Here is a 25,192-nt window from a genome sequence, read left to right as displayed (position 1 = left end):
TTAGCTTTTTTAAGGTTGAGCTAAACCTTACTGAAACTTGCTTGTTAGCGATCTGGCCAGTTTGTAACGAACAAGGTTCTTGTCAAATAGACCATAGAGATAATGGTCTGTAACAATTAAATCAGATAGCTTATCTTCCCCTAGGTGGTTGATGTAAAAGCTTCCAACATAACTGTTATTTATAAAGTCATACACATCTACAATACTGGCTTGTTTCCACATCTCTTGGGACTCATTTTGTCCCATTGAATTTGATACTATAAACAAGAGATTGCGATGAGCGATAACTTTTGAATTAATAGCTTTTACAGGAGAAGTCATTTTGTTTTCTCCTGTTGATAATTTAGCTGAAGCGATACTTTGGGTTTTAGTCGTATCTATAGTGTTTTGTCTGTTTAGTAGATTTAGTTTTTGATCCGTTTGAATAAACTGATTTTTATAATAGTATGTGTATATTAATTGTTGTTTTTCTTTACTATAACTTAGTATTCCATCTGTGTCAAAGACTCCATCTGAATCACTTTGTAGTAAATCAGAATTGAGTTTTACTTTAGTGGTACTTTGTTGATTTATTATACCTAGTACATTTTGATAGTTTTTACTACTTTGCCCTTTAAAGGCAATAGTAGTGGAATCTATTGGAGTAAAGTCTGAAAAGTAAGCCTCTTTGTAACTTAGTATTTCTGTAGGTTGTTGCTTATTTTGATTATCTAGTCTTCCTTTAAATACTATAGAAATAGTCCCGTCAGCTACGTAAAAATAAGGGTACTTTGTTTTGAATTTTAATTGAGTATAGGGAAGTTTTAGAGAGTCAATCTGTATCTGAAAATCTTGTCTTTGAAATTGTTGATCAATTGATATATATCGAAGTGGAGCGGTATAATTACCCAAATATATAGTGTCATTATAGTAACCTGAAAAGTAGAAAGAGTTAACTTGTAAATCAAGAGTTTCATCCTCTATTACTCCATGAGGTAAATACCTTCTTATAAAGGGATTTTCTTTTTTAATAATGTGTTCTGAAGAAAGAAAAAGCAAAATAACAATACCTATGCTTAGTATAGTTAGTAATATAGAAGATATAATAAAACGCTTTTTGTTTTTTTTATTATTCTCTTTATCATTTTCTTGAAAGTAAATAGCTAATAACCCCAAAATACAGACGATGATATTAAACCAAAGATGCTCTGTCCATCCCATCTTTTCAAGTATGCCTCCACAAGAACAAGGAATAAAATCACTGTAGTTTAATATCAGATAGATATAAATAGTAAAAGCTACCATTAATCCATAACTAAAATATAATCCTAAAGTTTTGGTCTGCTTTAATGATAAAAGTAAAGCAATAACAACTTCAACAATAATAACCAAATAAGCTATAATAGTAGCATAAGCACTTAATAATGGAGACTGAGTCAGTTGAACTTGAAATTCTTCAAAGGTGATAAGTTTGCTTATGGCTGCATAAACAAAAAGTAATACAAAGAAGTATTGTACAATAAGAGCGAATTTGGTTTTCATAGTATTAGCATTTTGGGATATCCAAAAATACAAATACCTAATTATCAAAACAATACGTGTTTTTACGTAACTTTAGTAGTTTATCTTCTAAAGAAGATCGTCTTCTGTTATATAGTGTCGAATAATAGCATAAGCAATAGCTCCAATAAAGTTATTGGCTTTTGTTTTTTGCATAATAATCTCTTTGTGCTTCTCCACAGTTCTAACACTTAGATGAAGCTTTTCTGCTATTTGTCTTCCACTATACTGCTTTACAAATAACTTAATAATCTCTATCTCCTTGTGAGTTAAACCAGCATCCTTTTTGTAATCAGCATCTTGCAAGTGTTTTACTATACTCCTTATTTGACTATCATAATACACTCCATCCTCATATACATTGTAAATAGCTTTTTTAATCTGAGACAATCCTGCATTCTTTGTTAGATATCCCGCTATATTATATTTAAGCATTCTCTCTATAGTATAAGGATCATTAAAGCTACTAAGAACAAGTATTTTAATGTTTGGATAACTCTCATTGAGTTTAAGAGCTATCTCAAAACCATCCATAATAGGCACTTGAATATCTAAAAATAAAATATCTACCATTTTATTTTTTAAAATCTCTAATAACTCTATACCATTAGAACACTGAAGTACCACTTTTAATGTGTCCAATTGAGACAAAAGCAAACCAAAACTTGTTCTAAAAAGTTTGTGATCATCTACTATTCCAACTTTAATTTTCATATTTATTCTTTATTTTTAATTTGACAACATTTACTTCTTTTTGTCGCTGATAAATAAAGTCTGCCTTAATCTGCTGTACTCTTGTTTTAATATTACTAAGCCCCAAGCCAACATCCTGTCCTTTTAAATCAGCATTAAAATCATACTTTATACCATCATCAATTATAGATAATATTAACTGATTATCCACCCATTTAAGCTCTAAGACCGTATAAGTTGCCATACTATGTTTAATAATATTTTGGATTAACTCCTGTACTATTCTATAGAGTTCTAACCTAACTAACTCACTTAAAGAAAATGTTTGTTTATCACATTTAAAAAACATACTTATATTGGTTGCTCTGGATATCCTAGTTAGATAATTACTTAGTATAATGCTAATTGGATTATCTTTAATCAAAACAGGAGAAAGATTATAACTCACTCTTAAAGCTTCGTCATAACACAATAAAACACTTTCTTGGATATCTGAAATTGTAGACTTTATCAAATCCTTGTCTTGACTAAGTTCTATAACACTAACATAATTTTTTAAAGCAGCTAAATCTCCACAAAGTCCATCGTATAGCTCCTTAGCTATTCTTGCCCTTTCTTTATGCTCTACTATTAAATTATTTCTAAGTTGTTGTTTTAACTGATTATTGCGATACTTGTTTAAATTCTTCTGATAAACAATCACAAGGATAATCACAGTAATAACAAGAGCAATCATAATAAAAATCTCAAGCCAAAAGAGTAGTTTTATTTTATTTTCCATATTTAATTAATAATATGATTTTAAGAATCTCATTTACTTATACTATTTACTAAGCAATAATCATTAAAATTGGTATCGTTATTGTAGGTATAACCAAATAGCATAAAAGTAAAAACATTGTTCTTATCATGAAAAATAGCCGACTAATACCTAAAACACACCACATAATAAACAAAGACGAAAAAAAACTGAACTAACTATACGCTCATTCATAGAAACCTCTCAATCAAAACCTTAATAAAATAATTAATTGTTCTTTTTTGCGTAAATGATTTCTTTTTACTAATAAACATAATTAATAAAAAAAGACCTACTATACAGAGTTAAATATATGAACATTATAAATCTACCTTCCTTATAGACTTGGTTGGCTTTTTTTATTATATATAGATATATACTAATTCTTCAAACGTCATTCAACACATTAAATCTCTGTTCTTTGATTGACTATATAAGACCTCTTTCTTAATGCTTAAAAATCTAACACTCGAGAAATTTGAAATCCAATATTTTCATTTTATTATAAAACTCGCTAATCTTATCAATACCTACAAAATAACGATTAAGCTTATATGTTGATATATTAATCACAAGACCTATACTAATTTGAGTTTTTTAACATTCACAGCATTTTTTTTATTAATATAAATAAAACTAATTACAAAAAAGTCAATTATGTAAATATTCACTATTTAAAAACAATAAACAATACGTGTTTTCCGCATATTTACCGCATATTTACCGTGTTTTTACGTATTGTATTTTAACTATAGATTGTTTTATTTTAAAAGAGCTACTAAATGATGGTTTTCCCCAAGTAACTGTGTCAATAATTAACCAACCAATATTCAACAATTATGACACAAAATGTTCTTTACACAAGTGTATTAAAACAAATCGAATCAAAAGAAATTGAACTAAACTTAAATGATTCTACTTCCATTTCACAAACCTATGAAATGATTCATTTTTTAAGACTCCTACTTGTAAAACTCAAAAAAGAAATACTGCAAACTGGATTTTTAAATCAAATAGAAGAAATAGAGTTTTTTAAAGTAATTAAACCTCAAGTTTTAGGAAAACTAATCTATTATAACAAGCTCTATAAAATAGAAACAAGTTGTCCAATAGATTTTGTTGTTAAGAATAAATACTATCATAAACATCTGCACGAATTAAACCTTGAGTATAAGAAGTATTTTGCTCACAATGAATTTTATAAATATTATAATGCAAACCGCATAGACAAAGACATCGAGTACTTTACTCTTGGTAAAATGGATTTACTTATTGGTTTAAATAGCTTCATATTTGAAGTAGACGCTATGTTTTCAACTTATTATGACTATAAGATAGCTAGAATCCTATCTCATGATCTCCTTCAAAATTATCTTCATGAGAAAATACAAGAATACAGTATTAGTAACAATCATATTATATCATCTAATTTAGTTTGGTCTGAGTCTCAAAATGCACTGGTAGAACTTATCTATGCGCTTTATCTTTCAGGATCAATTAATAATGGTAAAGGAGAGATACGAAAAATTGCACTCCTATTTCAACAATTATTTGGTATAAAACCTTTAGATATACATCATGCTTTTCACAGAATGAAATATAGAGCTAAATCCAAAACGTGTTATTTAGATAAATTAAAAAAAGTATTAGAAGAATATATGGATAAAGAAGGCTGAACACATATATTTATTTTTAATAAATAATTAGTCTTAAAATTAAGTATCAATCTCTTGACTTTTACAAAATAATTTTAAACAAGGATACTGAATGCTCTTTTTACCCAAAGTGTTGCGGATAAAACAAAAACGGGAGACCGATATGTACTGCGATCTCCCGTGTCTTTAAACACACACTTTCATTTTTAACTAAAATGAAAAACAAAAATTACGTTTTCTTCGTTTCCAACGAAAACGGGAGAGCACCACTTACCTTGCTCTCCCGTTTTTTGTTTTGAAAAAAACACTTTATCACTTGTAATATAAATTGAAAAAAAAAAATCAAAATTAGATAACTAAAACACAACATTAAATTATGAATATAACCTAAACACAAAATCCTCTAAAGCCTTCCAACTCTCGAGATATTTATCTAATTTTGACAATACAAAAGTCACAAAAATTACATCACTCACATAGGACATTTGTCCTTAATGCTATAAAAAAATGTTAAGAATAAATATTGATTTTTTATCGTACATCGAGTCGCTTGCTCAGACGGAAGTTTTCAATGATAAAATTCTCCTACATCCTTATAAACCAAAGGATATTATGCTGCACCAAGGGGATGCGGTTACCAAAGTTATCGTGATTAAAGACGGTATTACCAAGTGCTTTATTACAGAGGAAAATGGGAAGGAATATATTCCGGAGTTTTTGAGTACGGGTGAGATTATGGGTGAGATTGAATACTTGAGTAAAAGGAACTGCTTGTGCTCAGTGGAGGCAATTACCCCCGTGAATGCGTATATTATTCCACTATCGGTTTTTGAGCATTTACTGAAAACAGATATCACGTTTAATAATACGATTTTAGAGGTTGAAGCGGTACGTGTGTATAACACCAGCCAACGTGCTTCTTTTCAACAGTTATATACGGTTGAACACGCTTTGGAGAAATTGTTGGAACTACAACAAAAAGAGAATGTGGTCATTTCGAAAGAGGATATGGCGTCTTATCTTGGAATTACAACCCGTACGTTGAATAGGTCGTTGAAGAAAATTCACGAGGGCGAAGAGTAATCACTGTTAATCTGTAAACGGTTAAAACGCGTTTACTACATCGTTTAACACGCTTTTGGAGAAGTTGTTAGAACTTAAAATATAAAAAGGGCGAAGTAATATTCGCCCTTTCTTAGTATGTATGCTTTCTTAAAACTTCGCTTTGTAATCTTCTATTTCAGCAACGGTTTTAATCAATTCTGGTCCTAAGTGTTGATAGCCATCGGCTTGAATTAAGAAGTTATCCTCAATTCTGATTCCCCCGAAATGTTGGAATGCCTTAACTTTTTCATAGTTGATGAACTCCGCATTTTTCTTGTCTGCTTCCCACATTTCGATTAACTCTGGAATGAAGTAAATCCCTGGTTCTACTGTCAATACGTGGCCGGCTTTCAAGGCTTTTCCTAAACGGAGTGACTTTAAACCAAAAATACTTGTTTCCTTTGGTTCGTCTGCCGTGTACCCCACATATTGCTCTCCTAAGTCCTCCATATCGTGTACGTCAAGCCCCATCATATGTCCTAATCCACATTGGAAGAACATCGTGTGTGCGTGTGCGGCTACTGCGTCTTGTGCGTTTCCTTTCATAAACCCTAAGTCGATCAACCCTTGCGACAATATTTCTGCTGCTTTTAAGTGAACGTTTTTAAACTTGGTTCCTTCTCTCAATTCTGCCTTCGCTGCTTCAAACGAGGCTAATACCACATTGTACAAATCGCGTTGTTCTGCTGTGAACTTCTTGTCCACCGGAAATGTACGTGTTAAGTCTGACGCGTATCCCATAGCTGTTTCACATCCTGAGTCGTTTAACAGTAATTGCCCCGACTGTAAGGTGTTCATCTTATAATGGTTGTGCAGAATTCCCCCGTTTATGGTTACGATAGACGGATATGCCAACTCACAATTATGGCTTCCGGCTACGTTCTGAATAGCACTGACAATCTCGTATTCCTTAACACCTGCCTTGCTCATACGCATAGCCAATAAGTGCATTTCATTGGTTACTGTTAATGCCTTTTCAATCTCCACAATTTCCTGTGCTTCTTTGATTTCTCTTTGTGCTACAATGGCCTTAATCATTGGCACGGATGGCGATAATTGTTTGATTGGCACTTCTAATAAATCGCTTAACAATATTTTGTTTACCGACTGATATGGTGGCAGGTAATGCACTGAGCGTTGTGCGTTTTGGGCTTTTTTAAGGTAGGTATATAAGTCTGCAAAAGGGCGAGTTTCCTCTACTCCTGCTTTTGCACATTTCTCTTTTAGTGTTTCTTGGCGCCCCATCCACACGATTGCGTCAATTGACATCTCGTCTCCAAAGACAATTGTTTTGTTTTCGTCTAAGTCGATGATTGCTGCTAAATGGGGTTGTTGGATGCCAAAATAGTATAAAAACGAACTATCTTGTCTGAAGTGATAGGTGTTGTCTTCGAAGTTCACTGGGTTTTCAATGTTTCCCAAAAATAATAAAAGGCCTTTAGCTTGTACATTATCAGCTAATTTCGCTCTTCTGTTTTTATATGTTGTTGTGTTGAACATAGCGTAAGTTTTAGACTTCTAATGTAGGTAGTTTGAAGGAGAATATCAAATGAATTGTTTTTTGAAAGATGTGCTTTCATACTTTTTGAAAAACTTCGTTTTTCTATTTCTTCTCTTTTCTTTTTGTCTTGATACCAAAAAGAAACAAAAAAAGCACCTAATCAATTGAAAAGGTGCTTTTGGGTTATATATGTTTTTTACTACAAAATAAACTTCTGTTTTCGATAATCGCTTGGCGAGTATGCTGTTACTTTCTTGAATAATCGAGTAAAGTACGAGGCTGAACTATAGCCTAATTCAAAGGCAATACCAGCGATATCTCTGGTCTTATCTTGTAATAAGATTTGACTGTGCAGAATACTAATTTCATTGATCCACTGCTTCGGGGGTTTGTTTGTTGCTTCCTTGACGCATTTGTTGAGATAGTTCTCTGAAATGTGGAGAAGGTTTGCGTAGAACAGCACATTTTTATGGTCGATATGAAATTTCTGTACCAACTCTCTGAATTTAAAGGCAATGTCTAACTGCCTTGTCATTGGGGTCTTATTCTCAATATCTGTTCTAATGATTTTCTTTAAGACAGTTAGCAATAACGCTATACTGATTTCCATATCTTTAGTTTCGCCATTTACTTCCTCTTCCAGCAGTTCTAATACGCGTCTAACCCAATTGGCATTGGTGTCGTCTAAAACTACATAAGGGTTCATTGTAAAGAATTGTAAATCTGTACTACCTAAAGAAATATCGGTGATAACCTCACTCTCGTAAACAACAAAGAAGCCTTCTATGTCTTCCGATATAGACAACGTAGCTGTAATATTCCCTTGTTTTACGTTGATTACGTCTCCTGCAATTAAGGTATACGCTCCACTTTCAAGGTGTTGCGTTAGGGTACCTGTGGTTACAAAAATCATAAAGTTAAACGTAGTACGGTACGGGATAACTGGCATTACGATGCCTCTCAAATAATCCTCAATACGATATATCTGTATTTTACTCTCATTAAAAAGGCTGTGCTCATTAATATCTGGCAAAAACAGCTTTTTGTACTGATAATTATTTAGAATTTGTATTGAAGGTTTTGACATATTGGATATAAAATTAAAGACCTTGTTTTCTTTATTAATCAAAGCTAAATTAAGCAATACAAAGGTCTTAATGTGTTATAATTGTAATAAAAAAAGACTTTTCTATGCTATTTCTTGCTTTTTAGAAAAATATTTATCGACTAACCATCCATCAAATCTTCTGATTGGATACATTAACCACATTGAAAACACAAATGGGAACGTTAAGGCTGTCCATCCATATTCTATCATTAAAGCGTCAATATACGTTGCAATAGTTACACTTACTAAAACGTAAATTCCGTCTCTAACTTTGTCTCCTCCCATGGCAATACCACAAAGTACAGCGTTGAAACTTAAAACTCCTTCTTTTACTAAATCGTCTGAGATATCAACGTAGTGAGAAATGAAAACACTAATCATTACTGCTACAAAAGCGTATAGCGCATTGATCGGCTTACTGATGAATACTCCTAAAAAGAAGATAACACCTGCTATGAAGCTTCCTTGGAAAATTACTTGTCCGAAGGCGTGTCCTTCAATTAAGAAATCGTCTAATTCTTGAATGTCAACGAAGTGTTCTGGCACTGAAGGGATAGCTAATTCTGGGATACTTAACACAAAAAGTGTAATCCAAGTCATTCCTACGAATGGAAATGTATATGCTGGTAGTTTGTATTTCACAGCATAACCCATTGCAATAGTAGCTATTACCGATGCTAAAACAATAGCCAACCACACCCAAATATTAGATTGGAAGTAGAAGATTAGGGCTACCCCGATTAAACTTGCGTTAAAACCGTATAGTCCGTTTTCGATATCTTCATCATTGAACTTCATCAACTTTGCAGTTCCGATACCTACTAAGTTACTCACAATACCAGCTACTCCCATTAGTGCTGAATCGTAAAAAATAGCTGCAATAAATAAGATTCCTGTTATTGCGTTTCCTTGTAACATAATTTGTCCAAATCCTTTGAACAATGCATTGTAATAATGACTAACAATCGTTTTCATAAACGTACTTTAAAATATAAAATTTTTGAACTCTTTTTTATAGGAATAGTTCACTCCACAGTTTTTGTTGAATCTCCTGAAAGATGTTGAATAACTGTTCTGCACCATAACCAAGTATCCTTACTACAAAGCCATCTTGCTCTGTTTTACTAATTCCAAAAACGATGTTTTCAACGTCTTTGTACTGAGCGTGGAAGTAAGTGATGTATTCTTCTACTGACACATTAGCTGTGTTACAGTAAATCAATGTTCCTTGGTGTGTAAAACCTTCTAAAATTCCCAATCCTTGAATAGGCATCAACTCAGGTTGTAACAACACATTGTCTTTTAAGACCATTTCATTGTCTACGAAAACTTCTGTTAAGTTTTGAAAGTGATTGTACTCAAACTGTTCTCCAGACATCTTACGTCCACAAGTAACAATATCACTTAATAAGAATTGGCAATCTTCTGCCAGATTAACGATGTTGTGACTAATGAATGTTGATGAATTCTGAGGTACAACAGGGTGAGGTACATAAGCAAAGGCAGCTCCTTTTTCAAGGTTGATAGCCATTGTTTGTGTTGACTTATCTCTCATATGGAATAAACGTTGGTACGCTTGCGTTTGCAATTGTAACTTCGAGTTCTCTGCCACTTTCACTTCAAGTCTGTGGTCATCTCCGTCTAACAATCCCGGTGATGAACTCATAATCATCAGATAAGCTGCCTTATCACGACGATATTGTCCCACTGGAACAATTCTGAATGGTTGAGTAACGTATGCATCCTTTAAGAAGGATACACCGTCACGTTGCTCAACTTTAATATCTAAAGAACATACCATACTTATCGTTTTAAATTTGGTTCTTCAACATCCTCTAAAAGAGCATATTTTTTAATCCAACCGATAATAGCATCAAGTCCTTCTCCTGTTTTTAAGTTTGAGAATACAAATGGAGCTCCTTTACGCATTAAGCGTGCGTCTGCTTCCATTACTTCTAATCTTGCTCCTACATAAGGGGCTAAGTCAATTTTATTGATCAACAATAAGTCTGATCGTGTAATAGCTGGTCCTCCTTTACGAGGCATTTTTTCTCCTTCTGCTACGTCAAGCACGAAAATTGTGATATCAGCTAAATCTGGACTGTAAGTAGATGATAAGTTATCTCCTCCACTCTCGATTAAGATTAACTCTAAGTTTGGAAAACGGTGTGCTAATTCATCAACAGCTTCTAAGTTCATACTTGCGTCTTCTCTAATTGCTGTGTGAGGACATCCACCTGTTTCAACTCCGATGATACGGTCTGCTGGCAACAAACTGTTTTCTGCCATAAACTTCGCATCTTCTTTTGTATAAATATCGTTTGTGATTACAGCTAAGTCATACTCATTCAATAAACGACGACTTAAACTTTCTAATAAAGCAGTTTTACCTGAACCTACTGGTCCTCCTACTCCAATTTTAACATATTTTCTAGTTTCCATTTTCTATGAGTTTTATTATGATAAATACAATCGAGAATAAAGGTTTTCGTGTTGCATACAACGAATATCAAAACCTACATTACACAATCCAATTAAGTTACGGTCAAGGTTTAGGGACTCTTGGCTCAACGTCCATAAATCATCGTGCAAATAGTATAGAATATCTTGTCCGTCTAACTGACCAAGTGGCACAAGTTTTACGGCATTGGTTACCATACCAATTGCAGCATTGTAATAATAAGCGTGCATAGCCTCTACAATAGGAAGTTCCATTAAGTAAGCAAACATTCCGAATAGAACACAATAGTGGCTATAAGCTTTCTTTTCTCTGATAATTTGTCCCCATTGTTCTACCAATGGATCATCTACATATCTCGAGAATATTTTAAACAACCTCACTCCCAATTTTTGACTTCCTTGGCGTACTTCCATTGGGCTTTTTAGTGCGTTACACTCTTGATCAAGCTTGATTAATTCAGCTAAATCCCCTTTTGAAGCAGCGTCGTAAGCTAATTTCATGATAGCGGCATCATTATATTTAAGGTTATACCACAAGTTATGTCTAACATATTCTTCTGCAGTTACCTTACTATTTACAAGTCCTTCTTGTACATAAGTTTCTAACCCGTTTGAGTGAGTGTAACCACCTATGGGTAAAGTAGGATCTGATAAGTGTAATAATCTTCCTAAAAACTGACTCTGCATAGTAATTATTATTTTATTGACATTATAGTTTTTGACATTTGAAAAGAAAAGCGTTTATTATGGCCAGGATCTACATTAGCATTCAACTTGTGTAATAATACTTCAGATTGAACACTTGGTGCATATCCTTGTTGTTGTAGCCATAAATAAATCGGTCTTTCAAAAGGCATTAGCAGCTTATTCTCCTTTACAAAAAGAGCTAAATGTTTGTTTCCTACTTCATAAGCTACTAAACCTAAATTTAAAAGATCATCAAACTGCACTACGATTGAGTCACAAGGGAGAACGCGAACGACAACCATTCCTGTTTCATCGTCAACTAAAACATCTCCGTGTCTTAGTTCTTGACCTTTATCCATAAACTTAATCGCCACTTCCCTTCCTGACGCTGTTCGCAATCGTTGTATTCTCTTCTGAGTTTGAAACCACTCAATAGACAATACATCGACTTCCGAATTGTCTAAGGCTGTGATATCATTGCGCAATGCTTTTGTTATAATCATGATAAATGAGAGACTTTTTTATATTCCTTTTCTGCTTGCCTTGATGAAGCATTAGCTATTAGCAGTAACAGCTAATGCTTTAAAAAGGTTTAAAAGATCAAGGTGCAAAAGGTTTACACCTTGATTGTATTATTAAAATAAGAAGTAACGTTGTCCTAAAGACACTTCGTCAATTGGTTTACTTGTAATTTTTTTACCGTCAATTGTTACTTCGTAGTTTTCTGGATTTACAATGATCTCTGGTGTTGCGTCATTGTGAATCATATCTTTCTTAGAGATATTACGACAGTTAGCTACTGGTAATAAAGTTTTGTCTAATCCGTATTCTTCTTGGATTCCTTTTTCTAAAGAAGCTTGAGAAACGAAGTTGAAACAAGTGTTTTTAACTGCTTTTCCTAATCCACCAAACATTGTTCTGATGATGATTGGTTGTGGCGTAGGGATAGATGCGTTAGCGTCTCCCATTTTAGAAGCTACAATCATACCACCTTTGATAATCATCTCTGGTTTAGCTCCAAATAAAGCTGGTTTCCAAAGTACCATATCGGCAATTTTACCTGGTTCGATAGATCCGATGTAGTTAGAAATACCGTGAGCAATTGCAGGGTTGATAGTATATTTAGCAACGTATCTTTTTGCTCTGTAGTTATCGTTTTCAGCACTTTCATCTTCTGGTAAGAATCCAGTTTGTTTTTTCATCTTATCAGCAGTTTGCCACGTTCTTGTGATAACCTCACCAACACGACCCATTGCTTGAGAGTCAGAACTCATAATACTGAATACACCGTGATCTTGTAAGATATCCTCAGCTGCAATAGTTTCAGGACGGATACGAGAGTCAGCGAAAGCAACATCCTCAGGGATATTTTTGCTTAAGTGGTGACATACCATAAGCATATCTAAGTGCTCGTCAATTGTATTTTTTGTAAACGGACGAGTTGGGTTTGTAGAAGCAGGTAATACGTTAGGGTACATTGCTGCTTTGATGATATCAGGTGCGTGACCTCCACCAGCTCCTTCAGTGTGGAAAGTGTGAATAACACGTCCATTAATCGCTTGCATTGTGTCTTCTAAGAAACCAGCTTCGTTTAATGTATCTGTGTGGATAGCTACCTGAACATCGTATTTATCAGCAACTGATAACGCTCTGTCAATTGTAGCAGGAGTTGCTCCCCAGTCTTCGTGGATCTTAACTCCTAATGCTCCAGCTTCGATTTGCTCGATGATTGGTTGCTCTGCTCCTACGTTTCCTTTTCCAAAGAAACCAAAGTTCATTGGCAATCCATCAACTGCTTGTAACATACGTTTCATATTCCATTTACCTGGAGTAACAGTAGTTGCGTTAGTTCCATCTGCTGGTCCTGTACCACCACCGATCATTGTAGTTACACCACTGAAAAGCGCAGTTTCAATTTGTGTTGGGCTGATGTAGTGAATGTGTGTATCAATACCTCCTGGAGTCATAATGTATCCAGCTCCACCGTGAACTTCTGTAGATGCTCCGATGATCATATTTTCAGTTACACCGTCCATTGTGTCTGGGTTACCAGCTCTACCAACACCAACGATTTTTCCACCTTTGATACCGATATCTCCTTTTACAATTCCCCAGTGGTCAATGATAAGAACTCCTGTGATAACCATATCAAGTACACCTTCCTCAGCCATGTGATTAGATGACTGTAACATACCATCTCTTACAGTTTTACCTCCACCAAATTTTACTTCATCTCCGTAACTTGAGAAGTCTTTTTCAACTTCAATGATAATATCTGTGTCACCTAAACGCACTTTATCACCCACTGTAGGTCCGAATATAGCGCTGTAGTTTACTCTACTTACGTTTAAACTCATGATTTTTTGTTTTTAAAGTGATTTTTCTCCATTTTTTTAACTGCTGCAATTTTAGCTTCTTCTGAGATTGTCTCTCCGTTTGCTAAATCATTGTGTCCGTAGATTTTTCTTAAACCTGCGTATGGCACAAGTGCAACTTCTTTTTCTTCTCCTGGTTCAAAACGAACAGCAGTACTTGCAATAATGTTTAAGCGTTTTCCGAAAGCAGCTGCTCTGTCAAACTCCATCATCTTATTTACTTCAAAAAAATGGTAGTGTGAACCAACTTGAATTGGTCTATCTCCTGTGTTAACTACAACGATTTTAGTAATCTCTCTACCTTCGTTGCATACAACATCTTCTTCTCTAATAAAATATTCTCCTGGAATCATTTTTACTAATTTTTAAATTAACGAATAGGATTGTGAACAGTTACTAATTTTGTTCCGTCTGGGAAAGTAGCTTCGATTTGAACATCGTGGATCATTTCTGGAATTCCTTCCATTACGTCATCACGTGTTAATAAAGTAGCTCCGAATTGCATTAATTCAGCAACTGATCTTCCATCACGTGCAGCTTCTAATAATTCGCTACTAATGAAGGCAATTGACTCAGGGTAGTTTAATTTCAACCCTCTTGCTTTACGCTTTTTAGCAAGTTCTCCTGCTAAATGCAATAACAATTTCTCTGTTTCTCTTGGTACTAAGTGCATACAGAATTTATTTAAAATTGAACAATAGTTATCTTAACCAACATCATAAACGATGCCGATTAGCTTAAAATTTTCATAGATAAGTATTCTTTAACACAATGAGTGTCAAAGACCTAAGGATCACTAAATAGTGATTATGCGATAGGTAGTTTAAAAGAATGGTACAGGATGTACTTGGCTCTATACTGCAGTAAGTGAGCACACTGTTCATTCTGCCCATTAGGAAGTCCTCTTGGAGAGTAATCTACATTGTTAAAAAAGAAATAAGCCAAAGCGTTCTCTATCAATAATCCGATAAATTCTGCTGTGTTTGTATCTTCACTTAATTCAAGTTCGATACCAACGTGGGGATGTTGGCTTATTTTATATATGTGTTCCGAAGAAACCTTTGTTGTCGAAAATTGTACAGCAGAGTTTACTTCACCTCGTACGCCTCCTCTGTTTTGGTTAGTTGATGTCAAACCAAAACAAAGAAGAGAGAAACTTAAAACGATAAAATAAATTATCTCTTTCATACAAGATTTTGTTGTTGTTTATTCTACTGAAATTATAAGTACAAAGATAAAACCGACAAGTACTATGCTGATAGCACAAATCTTGACTATACTACCATAAAATAGGTTTTTATCACTTTTTTTTTGTTTTTTATTTTCCGTTTTTCTGTTTTAAAAAAGCCTAACAACCCTGATATACTTGGCATTACGAGAAATATTGCCTTTTTTACTTCGCGTAAATGACTTTTTTTGACCAACAAGAAACGTGCTATTTCCTTTTTTTAGGTACATATTGGGAATTAATTATAAAAAATTAAGTAAAAATACACCTCGTAAGAAGTTTCTACAAAACCTTATAGTTCATTTTACTAAAAACTCATCTTTTAATCTAATTCACTACTTTTAGTACAACGCCTTTTATTTGCTTTTTAAATGAATTGGTTATCGCGTTTTAAAAGTACCTTTCTCTTGTAACAAATATTCTTTTGTAGATACCTTTTTAAAATAAAAAGCAGCAGCAGGCAAACGCCCACCACTGCTTAAAATATGCAATTAAAAATTAAAAATCTGTCTGACCTTTCGGCCAAGCTAACTAAAAGTTATATCCTAAAGAAACCATTACGTTTCTCGGTGCTCCTGCAAATACACGTGTGTAGTCAAATCCTCCTAAGAAGTAATATTTGTCAAATACGTTATTTACATTCACAGCTACTTTAAATTTATTGATGTGATAGTACAAGGCTACGTTAGCTGTTGTGTATGATGGTAAATACCCCCAAACTGCTTCTCCTTGTGCGTTCTTTTCTGAACTATCACTTAATCTTCTTTGGTCAACGTAGTACACACCTGCTCCAAATCCTAATCCTTTTAACGCAGTGTCTGAGAAAACGTATTTCATCCAAACGCTTGCCGAATTTCTTGGTGCTCCTGGTAGTGATTGTCCTACTTCTGACGGAATCTCAGAGTCTTTTACTTTGGTGTCGTTAAAGGTATAGTTTGCCATCACCTGAAACTCTTTCGTAATTTGTCCACGTACGTCTAACTCAACTCCTTGAGACACAACCTTTCCTGATTGTCTGTACACTGGTAATCCTGCATCGCTTACACGCCCTGTTCCAATCAACATATTTTGTCTTTCAATTCTAAACAAAGACAAGTCCATTTGCAATTGGTTATTTAAAAACCCTGCTTTTGCTCCTGTTTCTACTTGGAAACTACGCTCTGCTTTAAACGGAGTATCTGAACCGTAATCTTTGTGGTTCACTACAAAGTTTGCCGCTACTGGTACGTATCCTTGTGAGTAACTTGCAAAGTAGTTGATTTGCTCATTAATCTTATACGTCATTCCAACTCTTGGCAACCACACGTTTTGTGTTGCTGTGTAATCGTCGTTTAAGTTTGTACTTTCTGATCTGTAATTTTCGTGACGCAATCCTAATACCATTTTGAAACGCTCACCAATACTCATCTGGTCTTGTACGTAAATTCCTGTACTTTTATACGGACTCATAAATGGGTACTGAGAGTTTGATCTCCACACATACGTACTTGTATCTGCTCCTTGGTACACTGGGTTGTTTGTATCAAATGTCAACGGAACAATCTTTCCATCTACTTCTTTTGTTCTCGCCTCACGTTGCCAGCTGTTTTTATCTCCTTTATACTGAGCGTAATCAACACCAAACACAATGTGGTTATCAAAGTTTTTACCGTAAATATCCCATTTTAAATAAGATACTAAGTTGTCTGTGTACTCTTTCCCGTGACGGTCAAAATAACGCAAGTTCACAATAGTCTGTGCCTCATCTGCAAAAGAGTTCAACGTTCTATGTTCGTTCAAATCCTCTTGATAGATAGACTTTTGATAGTTTACATATAAGTTTAAATTATCAACGATGCGTTGTGATAAACGACCACTTAACGTAGTTGTTTTCGTTTTAAAGAAATCTGACGGTTGGCTCAACGTAAACGATTGAGGTAAAGCGTACAAATCTTTTCCTTTGATGCTCATTCCTCTATCCAAATACCCGTTAAACTGGTCAAAGATTAAATCTACATCAATCTGTGTTCCGTCAACTGGTTTGAAGGTAAACGATGGTGCTACAGCAAAGTTCTTGCGGTTATTGATATCTCTAAATGTTTTAGAATCCTCATAACCAGCGTTCAAACGGTATAATATTCTCTTTTCTTTATCTAATGGACCACCTACGTCTAACGTTGTTCTCAATGTTTGAAAACTTCCGGCAGCTATCGTAACTAATCCTTTGTGTTCTTCTAACGGTTTTTTAGTAACCATATTGATTGTTCCACCAGGTGAAATATCTCCAAATAACGAAGCTCCAGGTCCTTTTAACACCTCAACACTTTCTAAGTTGATTGTCATCGGTGAACGGTAGTAACTCTCTCCAAATCCGTAAGCAGAACGAAGTCCGTTCATCAAACGCATCCCATTGTCGTATCCTGATTTAAACCCACGTACAACAAATTCATCATAAGAAGATGCTTGTGTTACACCTGCTAAATCTTGTACCACATCGGTTACTTGAAACGCTTGTTTATCTTCCATCAACTCACTTGAAACAACGGATACTGACTGTGCTAAGTCTTTCAACTTACCGCTAAACTTCCCTCCTAATACAGTACTATTTGTCAAGTACGAATTATCACGGCGGATTGTTACCAATACCTCATCTAATTGTTGTTTATCGTCTTCTAAAGTGATACTCATCCCTTTATCCGCACTGTAAACTCCTTCTTTTAGTGTTACAACTTTTGTTTTGTATCCAATTGCCGTTAATTCAATATCAACTGGCAACTCAACTTTATCTCCAAAGCGGAACTCCCCTTTGTCATTGCTTTCTGTCATCAGCGCTTTTTGTGGTGCTGCAACCAATACATCTGCAATAGGCTTACCCTTTCCATTTAAAATTACTCCGAAAACAGTTTCGGAAACTTGGGCAATAGAAATCATGGGAAGAAATACCAATAGGATTGATAACTTCCAAAAAAGTGATTTTTGTTTCATCTATTTAGTGGTTTTTGTTGTTTCTTTTTTACAGTGGATGCTCCATGTGAAGCGTAGAGAAACCTCCTTCTTCTGCATCCTTAATCAAGCGGAATCCTTGTTTTTGCCAGAACTCAAAAGCGCCAGTCAAAAACGGATGTGTGTGTAGGTACAACATATTGATGCCCTTGTCAATAGCAACTTTTTTAAGTTCGTCAACCAAGAGTTGTGCTATTTTCTTACGTCTATAAGCAGGCTCCACAAATAAGCGAGCTACTTCTACTGTAGTATATTGACTGTAATCTAAATACGGAAAACGATGATCGTATTCCATCATTCCTATTACGCCAATTAAGTTTCCTTGTTCATCGCGAGCTTGTAAAAAAACACCCTTAGGGTTATTGATATACACCTCGTTAAAATTGGCTAAGTCGCCCGGTACTTTAGCAGGGTCGAGCATAGGAAACAACCCTTTTCTAAATTCTATTACGTATTGTAATATCTCCTGAGCGTCTGCCTGCGTTACTTTGCTAACTTGTATTTTTTCCATCTTATTTCTTTCTTGAAGGAACATATAATGGTCGCCCATTATTCTGTAAATACGTCAACGGCAACTTATACGTCTTTTCAAGTAACTCGTGCAATTCTTCTTGTTCACACGTATTTACGTCTAAAAGGCGCTTGTTCTCCGTTAAGTAAAACTTATCACCATACATAAATGCCATATTGGGGTCGTGCATCACACAAAGTACCGTAGTCCCTTGATCTACCAAGGCACGTACACACTCTAATACAGCTACTTGATAATGTAAGTCTAAGTGATTCGTTGGTTCATCTAACAACAATACATCTGGTTTTTGAACCAATACGCGGCACAGTAAAACCAATTGTCGCTCTCCCCCAGACAATGACGTATATGCCTTGTCTTTCAAGTGGGATAAGTCAAACTGATTCAACACATCTTCTACCGCTTGGTGGTCCTCCACACTGGGTGAAAACTTAGAAAAAGAAGCACGACCAGTCAGAATCACGTCTTTCACTTTAAAAGGAAAGGTCGTTTGGTGAAACTGTGTTAAAAACCCAAGGCGAATTCCTTGTTGTTGTCCTGGTTTAATCTTTCTTCTCTCCGTATCACCAATGATAATTTCACCAGTATATTTTTGTTCCAACCCTGCTAACACATTAAACAGCGTTGATTTACCACTACCATTTCTACCCAGAATAATAGAAAACTCTCCTTTTGCAAACTGAACATTTACCTTGCTCAACACTTGTTCTTTTCCGTACGAAAAACTCAAGTCTTTTATTGAAATTATACTGCTCATCCGTTCCAATTCATTAAACTTTTCTTCATTAAGTAGATAAAAATAGGTGCTCCAATCAACATTGTAAATACGCCTACAGGTATCTCAAACGGCATTATAGCCCTTGAAAAATCATCAATTACCAATAAGAATGCTCCCCCTATACTAATATTTGCCCAAACACAAATACTGTTATCTGGTCCGAAAATCATTCTACTGATATGAGGTACAATTAATCCAAACAAGCTAATTACACCTACTGCAGCTACAGACGAAGCTGTAATCATAGTAGATACGGCAATTAACACCAGCTTTAATACTTTTGGATTAACCCCTACCGCCAGTGCTTCGTTGTCTCCTAACGACAATAAGTTAAGCTTCCATCTTAAAAAGACGATCACCGCCAGTCCGATTACAATAGGATAAACAGCCATATTTACTTTTGACCAAGAGGCCGTGTGTAAATTACCCATTGTCCATTGTATAATCGCTTGCAACTTATACGGATCACTTAAATATTGCAATAGCGTTAGCAAAGCTGTGAAAATTCCGGAAATGATAATTCCTGACAACACCATACTTACAATTGAAGTACGACTACCAGCATAGGAAACACCATACGTCATTAAAACAGCACACACACCAAAGGCAAAAGCAGATAAGTTAATAGACATAAAGGGAAAAAGCATTGCCAACGCCGCTCCAAAAGCAGCCCCAGAGGAGATACCTAACGTAAAAGGATCTACAATTGGGTTTCTAAAAATGGCTTGTAATACACCACCAGCAGACGCTAAAGAAGCCCCTACTAAAAAAGTCAAGATGATACGTGGCATTCTTACCTTCCATAAAATAGTCTCGATTGGACTTGTAGCTATATCCTGCCCTTGCCAACGTGCAAACATTCGCCCAGCATAGTGTAGCAACTCGCTTAGACTCAGGTTTTCTGTTGAACCTAACAACAGTGAACCTATGACTAAAACGATAGGAACTACCCATAATAACGCTACTTTTAGCTTATTCCCCATATTCTATTTATCTAACTAATTATTCGTTTTATATAGCTCTTTCAACACTTCTTGTATTTCAACATTCAGCTCATCTGCCGATTTTTCGTTGTAACACCAGTTGCGCACTTGCTTAGCAAACAGTAAAAACTTAACTGTGTGGGGGTCGTAATAGAATGTTGGGTACATTTCATATACGTGTTTGTTTTTAACTGCTGGCAAGTTTTCTAATTCTTTCAAACTATACACATCATTTTGACTTGAGTCCCAAAGGATAATGATATCTGGATTCCATTTGTACAAAGTCTCAGCTCCTACATTTGGCGCCTCCATTTCTAAAGGACAAGCATTTACTGCTCCAGACAAATTAATTGCTAAATCCATTAAAGTACCCTTTCCTGAAGTTGATAACACACGCCCTTTAGACCAAGCGTAATAAGCTGTTTTAGGATTCTCGAACTTAGCTGTTTGCATTTTTGCTACCTCTGCTCTGATATAAGTAACAATTTCTTCAGCACGTTCTTTTTTACCTAATAACGTCGCCATTCCTATCAATTCCTTATAAATAACTTCCTGACTCTTGCTTGATACCGTATATACTTTGATTCCCAATTGCTCTAACTGCTCTACTGTTTCAATGTCTTTGTCAAACGTAATAACCAAATCAGGTTGTAACCCGATAATTGACTCTATATTACTTGAACCACCACCAAAACTCGGTGTAGCAATCTCTTTATTGGCAATTCTCTTATCCAGTTTAGACAAAAAAGAAAACGTATCTTCTTTTTGATATACTTGTTGCGGAATACCCACTAATTTATCTTGAGCTCCTAACATATAGATATCATCTACAAGCGGGTCATAAAGAACAACAATGCGTTGTGCCACAGCGTCAAGCGTAATCTCTTTATCTCTACAGTCTAACGCAGTAACACTTGTTTCTTGCACTTGCTCTTTCTCTTCTACTTTAGATTTACACGCATTTGTAAAAACGGCGCTAATCATCACAAGTGCGAAGAATAGAAATTGTTTATTTTTCATTGGATAGTTTTATTAGTTTTCTCACATGTTTCACTTCGTTTTGCATCAACAAAGTTTTTTCTTGTAAGCTGATTTTGTCATTTAATTTCGCAAGTAATTGCTCGTATAAATTCCCGTCATAAGGCACGGTAAACGATTTCTTGTCAGCATCGGTAAACAACGGTAAGTGCCTGTTGCCTATATAGTAACAAAAATCTGCTACTTCGCGCTCTACATCAGATGAGAAGACAATACACAAGGCAGGTTTTACAGCTATTTTAGCCAAGCAAACCCCATTTGCACAAAGCAAATCTCCCTGTTGCCAATCTCTATTCACTGTTTTAGTAAGATGAAGTTCTACCCCCTGCTTAGTCTGTCTTTTAATCAATTGCTTTTGCGTTTCAAACCATTCAATCTCAAACACATCAGCAACTTCATTTGAACAACCTACTTCAGCAGACAGAACCTCATCTATTAGAATAACTTCTTGCATAAAGGAATTACTCTTCAGTATTTTTAGCTTTTTTCTCAGCTACTTTATCTTTCAACCATTGACACCATTGGTCCATTCCGTCTCCTTTTAAAGTACTGATTGTAAGCACCTCAATATTAGGGTTTACTTCTCTTGCATCTTTAGTAACGTTCTCTACTGTAAAAGGTACGTAAGGTAATAAGTCGGCTTTAGAAACAACCATTAACTCACTTGTTAAGAACATTCTTGGGTATTTTTTAGGTTTGTCATCCCCTTCAGTAGTTGCTAATAAAGTAACACGGTAATCCTCTCCTAAGTCAAAAGCAGACGGACATAATAAGTTACCTACGTTTTCGATAAACAACAAGTCTGTTTCGCTTAAGTCGATGTGGTCTAACGCTTGAAGAATCATTTGTGCTTCAATGTGACACATACCACCTGTTACAATTTGCAAAGCATTAATCCCTACCTCTTGCATACGTACTGCATCTCTATCCGTTTCAGGGTCACCAACTAATACAGAAATGTTTATTTCATTCGCTAATCTCTTACCAGTTTCTTGCATCAAAGTAGTTTTACCAGATCCAGGAGAAGAACAAACATTAATCACACATACATTTTTCAATTTCTCACGAATAGCATTTGCTACATAGTCATTTGCTTTTAATAAGTGAAGAGTTGTATTATCACATTGAAGTGAACCTACACGGTTTCCTAAACTTTTTGGATTATTAGCCATAGTATTAATTTTTAAGCTTGTTTAAATATTACTTTTGATATAAATAAGTCATTCCCTTGTACAATGTTTGACGAAGGTTGTCCACAAGGACATACGAACTTGTGAAACTCGACTTTAAAATCCTTATTGCAGGAATCACAATGGGCAATGATATCTTGTACTACCACATCCAGTTCCATATCCTTATACGTTTCATTATCTGCTATAAAAGCATCAAAAGCATTCTGAATAAGAACAGGTTGTACATTTGACAATAAACCCGCTGTAATTTCTATTTTGACGATATCTTCACTTTTCGCTTGATAATGCTCTTCAAGTGTTGAAAAAATATCTTTTACGATTGTTAATTCGTGCATAACTTCAATACGTCTTTAATTACAATAAAATATGAGTCAATATATTCATCGCAAAATCCAGGCCCTTTTTAACTGCAAAATCACACTTTGCATAAAAAACCTTATTTTTGTCCAATAAATTAGAATATATATAGTAGCTATAAAATGTCAGATACGGCACTTACACTTTTCTTTACTAAAATGTGCCCAATAGCTAATGAATGTTTTAATCCTTTTCCTCTGTTAAGTCTAACTGAAGGCTTAATAATAATCACACTTTCGTTATTAAAACAGTACAAAATTACGAGGTATCTCAAGGCACAAATAGCACAAATCTTGACTATTCTACCATAAAATAGGGGTTCACAAAATTTTATGATTTTACAACTATTTTACGCAACTTTAAATATCTTCTTATATTTCTGAAAAATTGCATAACATCCACTAAAAAAATTAGAAAACAACCTCAAATTATAAGCTGAAATAAGAAAAAAAGTAACACAGCTTATTTTTAATAGAAAAAACACAAAACACATTTATTGGTGTTTCCACAAGAAAAAGAAGTTTAAAATCAGATTAAAAAAGGGCTTTAACCCTCTTTTTAACGAAAAAAAATAGCACAAAAGAGGGATATTTTAGGGACCTATACTTTATTTCATTTCGATATTTATCACTCGCCATAAAATAGCGTTCTACTAAAAATCAAATCATTTTTCCCGAAAATCAAAATGACACTTTTCTTGAATAAATCAGCACATTTATTATTTACAGCATTAACATTTTCAAATGTCAATCCCAGCAATAAACAATTATCTTTGCCCTCGTTTAGTAGTTTTGGCACATCTGTTGTTTCTACACTAAACCTCAATTTGACTTATACGCATTAAAAAAGGTGATTGCACACCCTATTAATGCACAACACATTATATATGACAGAACCACAAAATAACGCTTTTACTGGCTATCAGAAATTCGCCATTTTTATACTTGCCATTACGCAGTTTACCGTAATCCTTGACTTTATGGTAATGGCTCCTTTAGGTGATTTGCTGTTAAAGAGTTTAGATATGAACACCAAAGACTTTAGTATTGCCGTATCTGCCTACGCGTTTAGTGCGGGTATAGCGGGATTACTAACGGCGGGCTTTGCAGACCGATTCGACCGTAAAAAGCTACTGCTATTTTTTTACGTTGGGTTTATCATCGGAACCCTGTTTTGTGCTCTTGCAAATTCATACACTACGTTAGTACTGGCGCGTATAGTAACCGGATTATTCGGTGGAGTAATAGGCTCTATCTCTATGGCTATTATCACTGATTTGTTTAGCTTACAACAAAGAGGTCGCGTTATGGGCTTCGTACAAATGGGCTTTGGAGCAAGTCAAGTATTGGGTATTCCGATTGGACTATACATAGCCAACAAATGGTATTGGGAAGCGCCTTTTTTTATGATTGTCGGCTTGTCTATCCTTATTGCCTTTGCCATTGCTATTTACTTTAAACCGGTAACAGAGCACTTAAAATTGCAACAAAACAAAAAAGTGGTTGCTCACCTTTGGCATACGTTAAAACACAAAGATTACCGCATCGGCTTTTTGTCAATCTGCTTCTTATCAGTAGGAGGGTTTATGCTAATGCCGTTTGGAACCATATTCGCAGTAAACAACTTAGGCGTACACCCAGACCAGCTGCCTATATTATTTATGATATCAGGGATAAGCTCACTTGCCTTAATGCCATTCATTGGTAAACTAAGTGACCGTATGGACAAATACCGCTTGTTTACCATTGCCAGTATTTGGTTAATGACCGTTTCTGTTGTGTACACCAACCTATTTCAAATCCCGTTTTGGTTAGTGGTAACCACGAATATCTTAATGATGATCGGAATTATGAGTCGTATGGTACCCGCAACAGCTTTGAGTAGTGCTATTCCGTACTCTAAAGACAGAGGGGCTTATATGAGTATTTCCTCGTCTATACAACAAATATCAGGAGGTATCGCAGCCACAATATCCGGGTTAATCGTCTATCAAGAATCTGCTACCAGTCCATTAATCAATTACGATAAAGTAGCCTATATGGTGATTATTGTGTCTTGTATCAGTATTTTCTTAATGGGACGCATCAACCGTTTGGTTCAACAAAATAGATAAATATAGTTTTGTATAAAACAAAAATACCCTCTTTACACATTGCGTAAAGAGGGTATTTTTATATTGCTTT

25 protein-coding genes are annotated in these 25,192 nt (G+C 35.0%); 3 read left to right on the top strand and 22 right to left on the bottom strand.

Annotated features, from left to right (window positions below):
* Positions 1-27: 27 nt before the first annotated feature.
* From GQS07_RS09785 to GQS07_RS09775, 3 genes are all read right to left on the bottom strand, one after another.
* Positions 28-1,521: a DoxX family protein gene (locus GQS07_RS09785; RefSeq protein ID WP_158210629.1), complete on the bottom strand. Its 1,494-nt coding sequence runs from the start codon at positions 1,519-1,521 to the stop codon at positions 28-30.
* An 87-nt stretch (positions 1,522-1,608) separates the two neighbouring features.
* Complete coding sequence (locus GQS07_RS09780; RefSeq protein WP_158210628.1) at positions 1,609-2,253, bottom strand: response regulator transcription factor; 645 nt, start codon at positions 2,251-2,253, stop codon at positions 1,609-1,611.
* On the bottom strand, positions 2,243-3,013 hold the full coding sequence (locus tag GQS07_RS09775) for a sensor histidine kinase (protein ID WP_158210627.1): 771 nt from the start codon (positions 3,011-3,013) through the stop codon (positions 2,243-2,245). The genes GQS07_RS09780 and GQS07_RS09775 overlap by 11 nt, the downstream gene beginning before the upstream one ends.
* Positions 3,014-3,870: 857 nt before the next feature.
* On the opposite strand from GQS07_RS09775, the gene GQS07_RS09770 reads away from it, so the two are divergent.
* Complete coding sequence (locus GQS07_RS09770) at positions 3,871-4,707, top strand: RteC domain-containing protein (RefSeq protein ID WP_158210626.1); 837 nt, start codon at positions 3,871-3,873, stop codon at positions 4,705-4,707.
* A gap of 486 nt (positions 4,708-5,193) precedes the next feature.
* Positions 5,194-5,769, top strand: a complete 576-nt coding sequence (locus GQS07_RS09765) for a Crp/Fnr family transcriptional regulator (RefSeq protein WP_090406231.1) — start codon at positions 5,194-5,196, stop codon at positions 5,767-5,769.
* 129 nt (positions 5,770-5,898) lie between these two features.
* On the opposite strand, the gene GQS07_RS09760 is transcribed toward GQS07_RS09765, so the two are convergent.
* The 19 genes from GQS07_RS09760 to GQS07_RS09670 form a co-directional block, all read right to left on the bottom strand.
* The gene (locus tag GQS07_RS09760) at positions 5,899-7,290 is read right to left on the bottom strand and encodes an aminopeptidase P family protein (RefSeq protein ID WP_158210625.1); all 1,392 of its coding nucleotides are present in this window, start codon (positions 7,288-7,290) and stop codon (positions 5,899-5,901) included.
* Between the two features lie 200 nt (positions 7,291-7,490).
* Entirely contained in the window at positions 7,491-8,378 is an 888-nt protein-coding gene (locus GQS07_RS09755; RefSeq protein ID WP_158210624.1) for a helix-turn-helix domain-containing protein, read from the bottom strand.
* Positions 8,379-8,480: 102 nt separating this feature from the next.
* A complete protein-coding gene (locus GQS07_RS09750) occupies positions 8,481-9,374 on the bottom strand; it encodes an urea transporter (protein WP_158210623.1) in 894 nt (297 codons plus the stop codon).
* A gap of 37 nt (positions 9,375-9,411) precedes the next feature.
* Positions 9,412-10,200 carry an urease accessory protein UreD gene (locus GQS07_RS09745; protein ID WP_158210622.1) on the bottom strand — a complete coding sequence of 263 codons (789 nt, stop codon included), beginning with the start codon at positions 10,198-10,200 and terminating at the stop codon, positions 9,412-9,414.
* Positions 10,201-10,202: 2 nt separating this feature from the next.
* On the bottom strand, positions 10,203-10,841 hold the full coding sequence (ureG, locus tag GQS07_RS09740; RefSeq protein ID WP_158210621.1) for an urease accessory protein UreG: 639 nt from the start codon (positions 10,839-10,841) through the stop codon (positions 10,203-10,205).
* A 15-nt stretch (positions 10,842-10,856) separates the two neighbouring features.
* Entirely contained in the window at positions 10,857-11,546 is a 690-nt protein-coding gene (locus GQS07_RS09735; protein WP_158210620.1) for an urease accessory protein UreF, read from the bottom strand.
* A gap of 8 nt (positions 11,547-11,554) precedes the next feature.
* Positions 11,555-12,049, bottom strand: coding sequence for an urease accessory protein UreE (locus tag GQS07_RS09730; protein WP_158210619.1), 495 nt, complete (start codon positions 12,047-12,049; stop codon positions 11,555-11,557).
* Positions 12,050-12,181: 132 nt separating this feature from the next.
* Positions 12,182-13,903, bottom strand: coding sequence for an urease subunit alpha (gene ureC, locus GQS07_RS09725; RefSeq protein WP_158210618.1), 1,722 nt, complete (start codon positions 13,901-13,903; stop codon positions 12,182-12,184).
* Positions 13,900-14,274 (bottom strand): urease subunit beta, encoded by a 375-nt coding sequence (locus tag GQS07_RS09720; RefSeq protein ID WP_090406265.1) that lies wholly within the window; start codon positions 14,272-14,274, stop codon positions 13,900-13,902. Before GQS07_RS09720 ends, ureC begins: the two co-directional genes overlap by 4 nt.
* A 17-nt stretch (positions 14,275-14,291) precedes the next feature.
* Positions 14,292-14,594 (bottom strand): urease subunit gamma, encoded by a 303-nt coding sequence (gene ureA / locus GQS07_RS09715; RefSeq protein ID WP_090406267.1) that lies wholly within the window; start codon positions 14,592-14,594, stop codon positions 14,292-14,294.
* Positions 14,595-14,728: 134 nt separating this feature from the next.
* Positions 14,729-15,109 carry a hypothetical protein gene (locus GQS07_RS09710; RefSeq protein ID WP_158210617.1) on the bottom strand — a complete coding sequence of 127 codons (381 nt, stop codon included), beginning with the start codon at positions 15,107-15,109 and terminating at the stop codon, positions 14,729-14,731.
* A 571-nt stretch (positions 15,110-15,680) separates the two neighbouring features.
* On the bottom strand, positions 15,681-18,113 hold the full coding sequence (locus tag GQS07_RS09705) for a TonB-dependent receptor (protein ID WP_199269096.1): 2,433 nt from the start codon (positions 18,111-18,113) through the stop codon (positions 15,681-15,683).
* Between the two features lie 28 nt (positions 18,114-18,141).
* Positions 18,142-18,642, bottom strand: coding sequence for a GNAT family N-acetyltransferase (locus GQS07_RS09700; RefSeq protein ID WP_158210616.1), 501 nt, complete (start codon positions 18,640-18,642; stop codon positions 18,142-18,144).
* A gap of 1 nt (position 18,643) precedes the next feature.
* Positions 18,644-19,417, bottom strand: a complete 774-nt coding sequence (locus tag GQS07_RS09695) for an ABC transporter ATP-binding protein (protein ID WP_158210615.1) — start codon at positions 19,415-19,417, stop codon at positions 18,644-18,646.
* Complete coding sequence (locus GQS07_RS09690) at positions 19,414-20,421, bottom strand: FecCD family ABC transporter permease (protein WP_090406278.1); 1,008 nt, start codon at positions 20,419-20,421, stop codon at positions 19,414-19,416. The genes GQS07_RS09695 and GQS07_RS09690 overlap by 4 nt, the downstream gene beginning before the upstream one ends.
* Before the next feature lie 15 nt (positions 20,422-20,436).
* A complete protein-coding gene (locus GQS07_RS09685; protein WP_158210614.1) occupies positions 20,437-21,441 on the bottom strand; it encodes an ABC transporter substrate-binding protein in 1,005 nt (334 codons plus the stop codon).
* Positions 21,431-21,913 (bottom strand): urease accessory protein UreE, encoded by a 483-nt coding sequence (locus GQS07_RS09680; RefSeq protein WP_158210613.1) that lies wholly within the window; start codon positions 21,911-21,913, stop codon positions 21,431-21,433. Before GQS07_RS09680 ends, GQS07_RS09685 begins: the two co-directional genes overlap by 11 nt.
* 7 nt (positions 21,914-21,920) lie before the next feature.
* Entirely contained in the window at positions 21,921-22,631 is a 711-nt protein-coding gene (gene hypB / locus GQS07_RS09675; RefSeq protein ID WP_158210612.1) for a hydrogenase nickel incorporation protein HypB, read from the bottom strand.
* 11 nt (positions 22,632-22,642) lie between these two features.
* Positions 22,643-22,987, bottom strand: coding sequence for a hydrogenase maturation nickel metallochaperone HypA (locus tag GQS07_RS09670; RefSeq protein WP_090406290.1), 345 nt, complete (start codon positions 22,985-22,987; stop codon positions 22,643-22,645).
* A gap of 908 nt (positions 22,988-23,895) precedes the next feature.
* On the opposite strand from GQS07_RS09670, the gene GQS07_RS09665 reads away from it, so the two are divergent.
* Positions 23,896-25,122 (top strand): MFS transporter, encoded by a 1,227-nt coding sequence (locus GQS07_RS09665; RefSeq protein WP_158210611.1) that lies wholly within the window; start codon positions 23,896-23,898, stop codon positions 25,120-25,122.
* The last annotated feature ends 70 nt before the right edge of the window (positions 25,123-25,192 follow it).

Origin of the sequence: Myroides phaeus (genome assembly GCF_009799805.1) — a bacterium.
GTDB lineage: Bacteria > Bacteroidota > Bacteroidia > Flavobacteriales > Flavobacteriaceae > Flavobacterium > Flavobacterium phaeum_A.
Note: the sequence above shows the minus strand (reverse complement) of the source record. Positions and strands in the feature narration are given on the sequence as shown.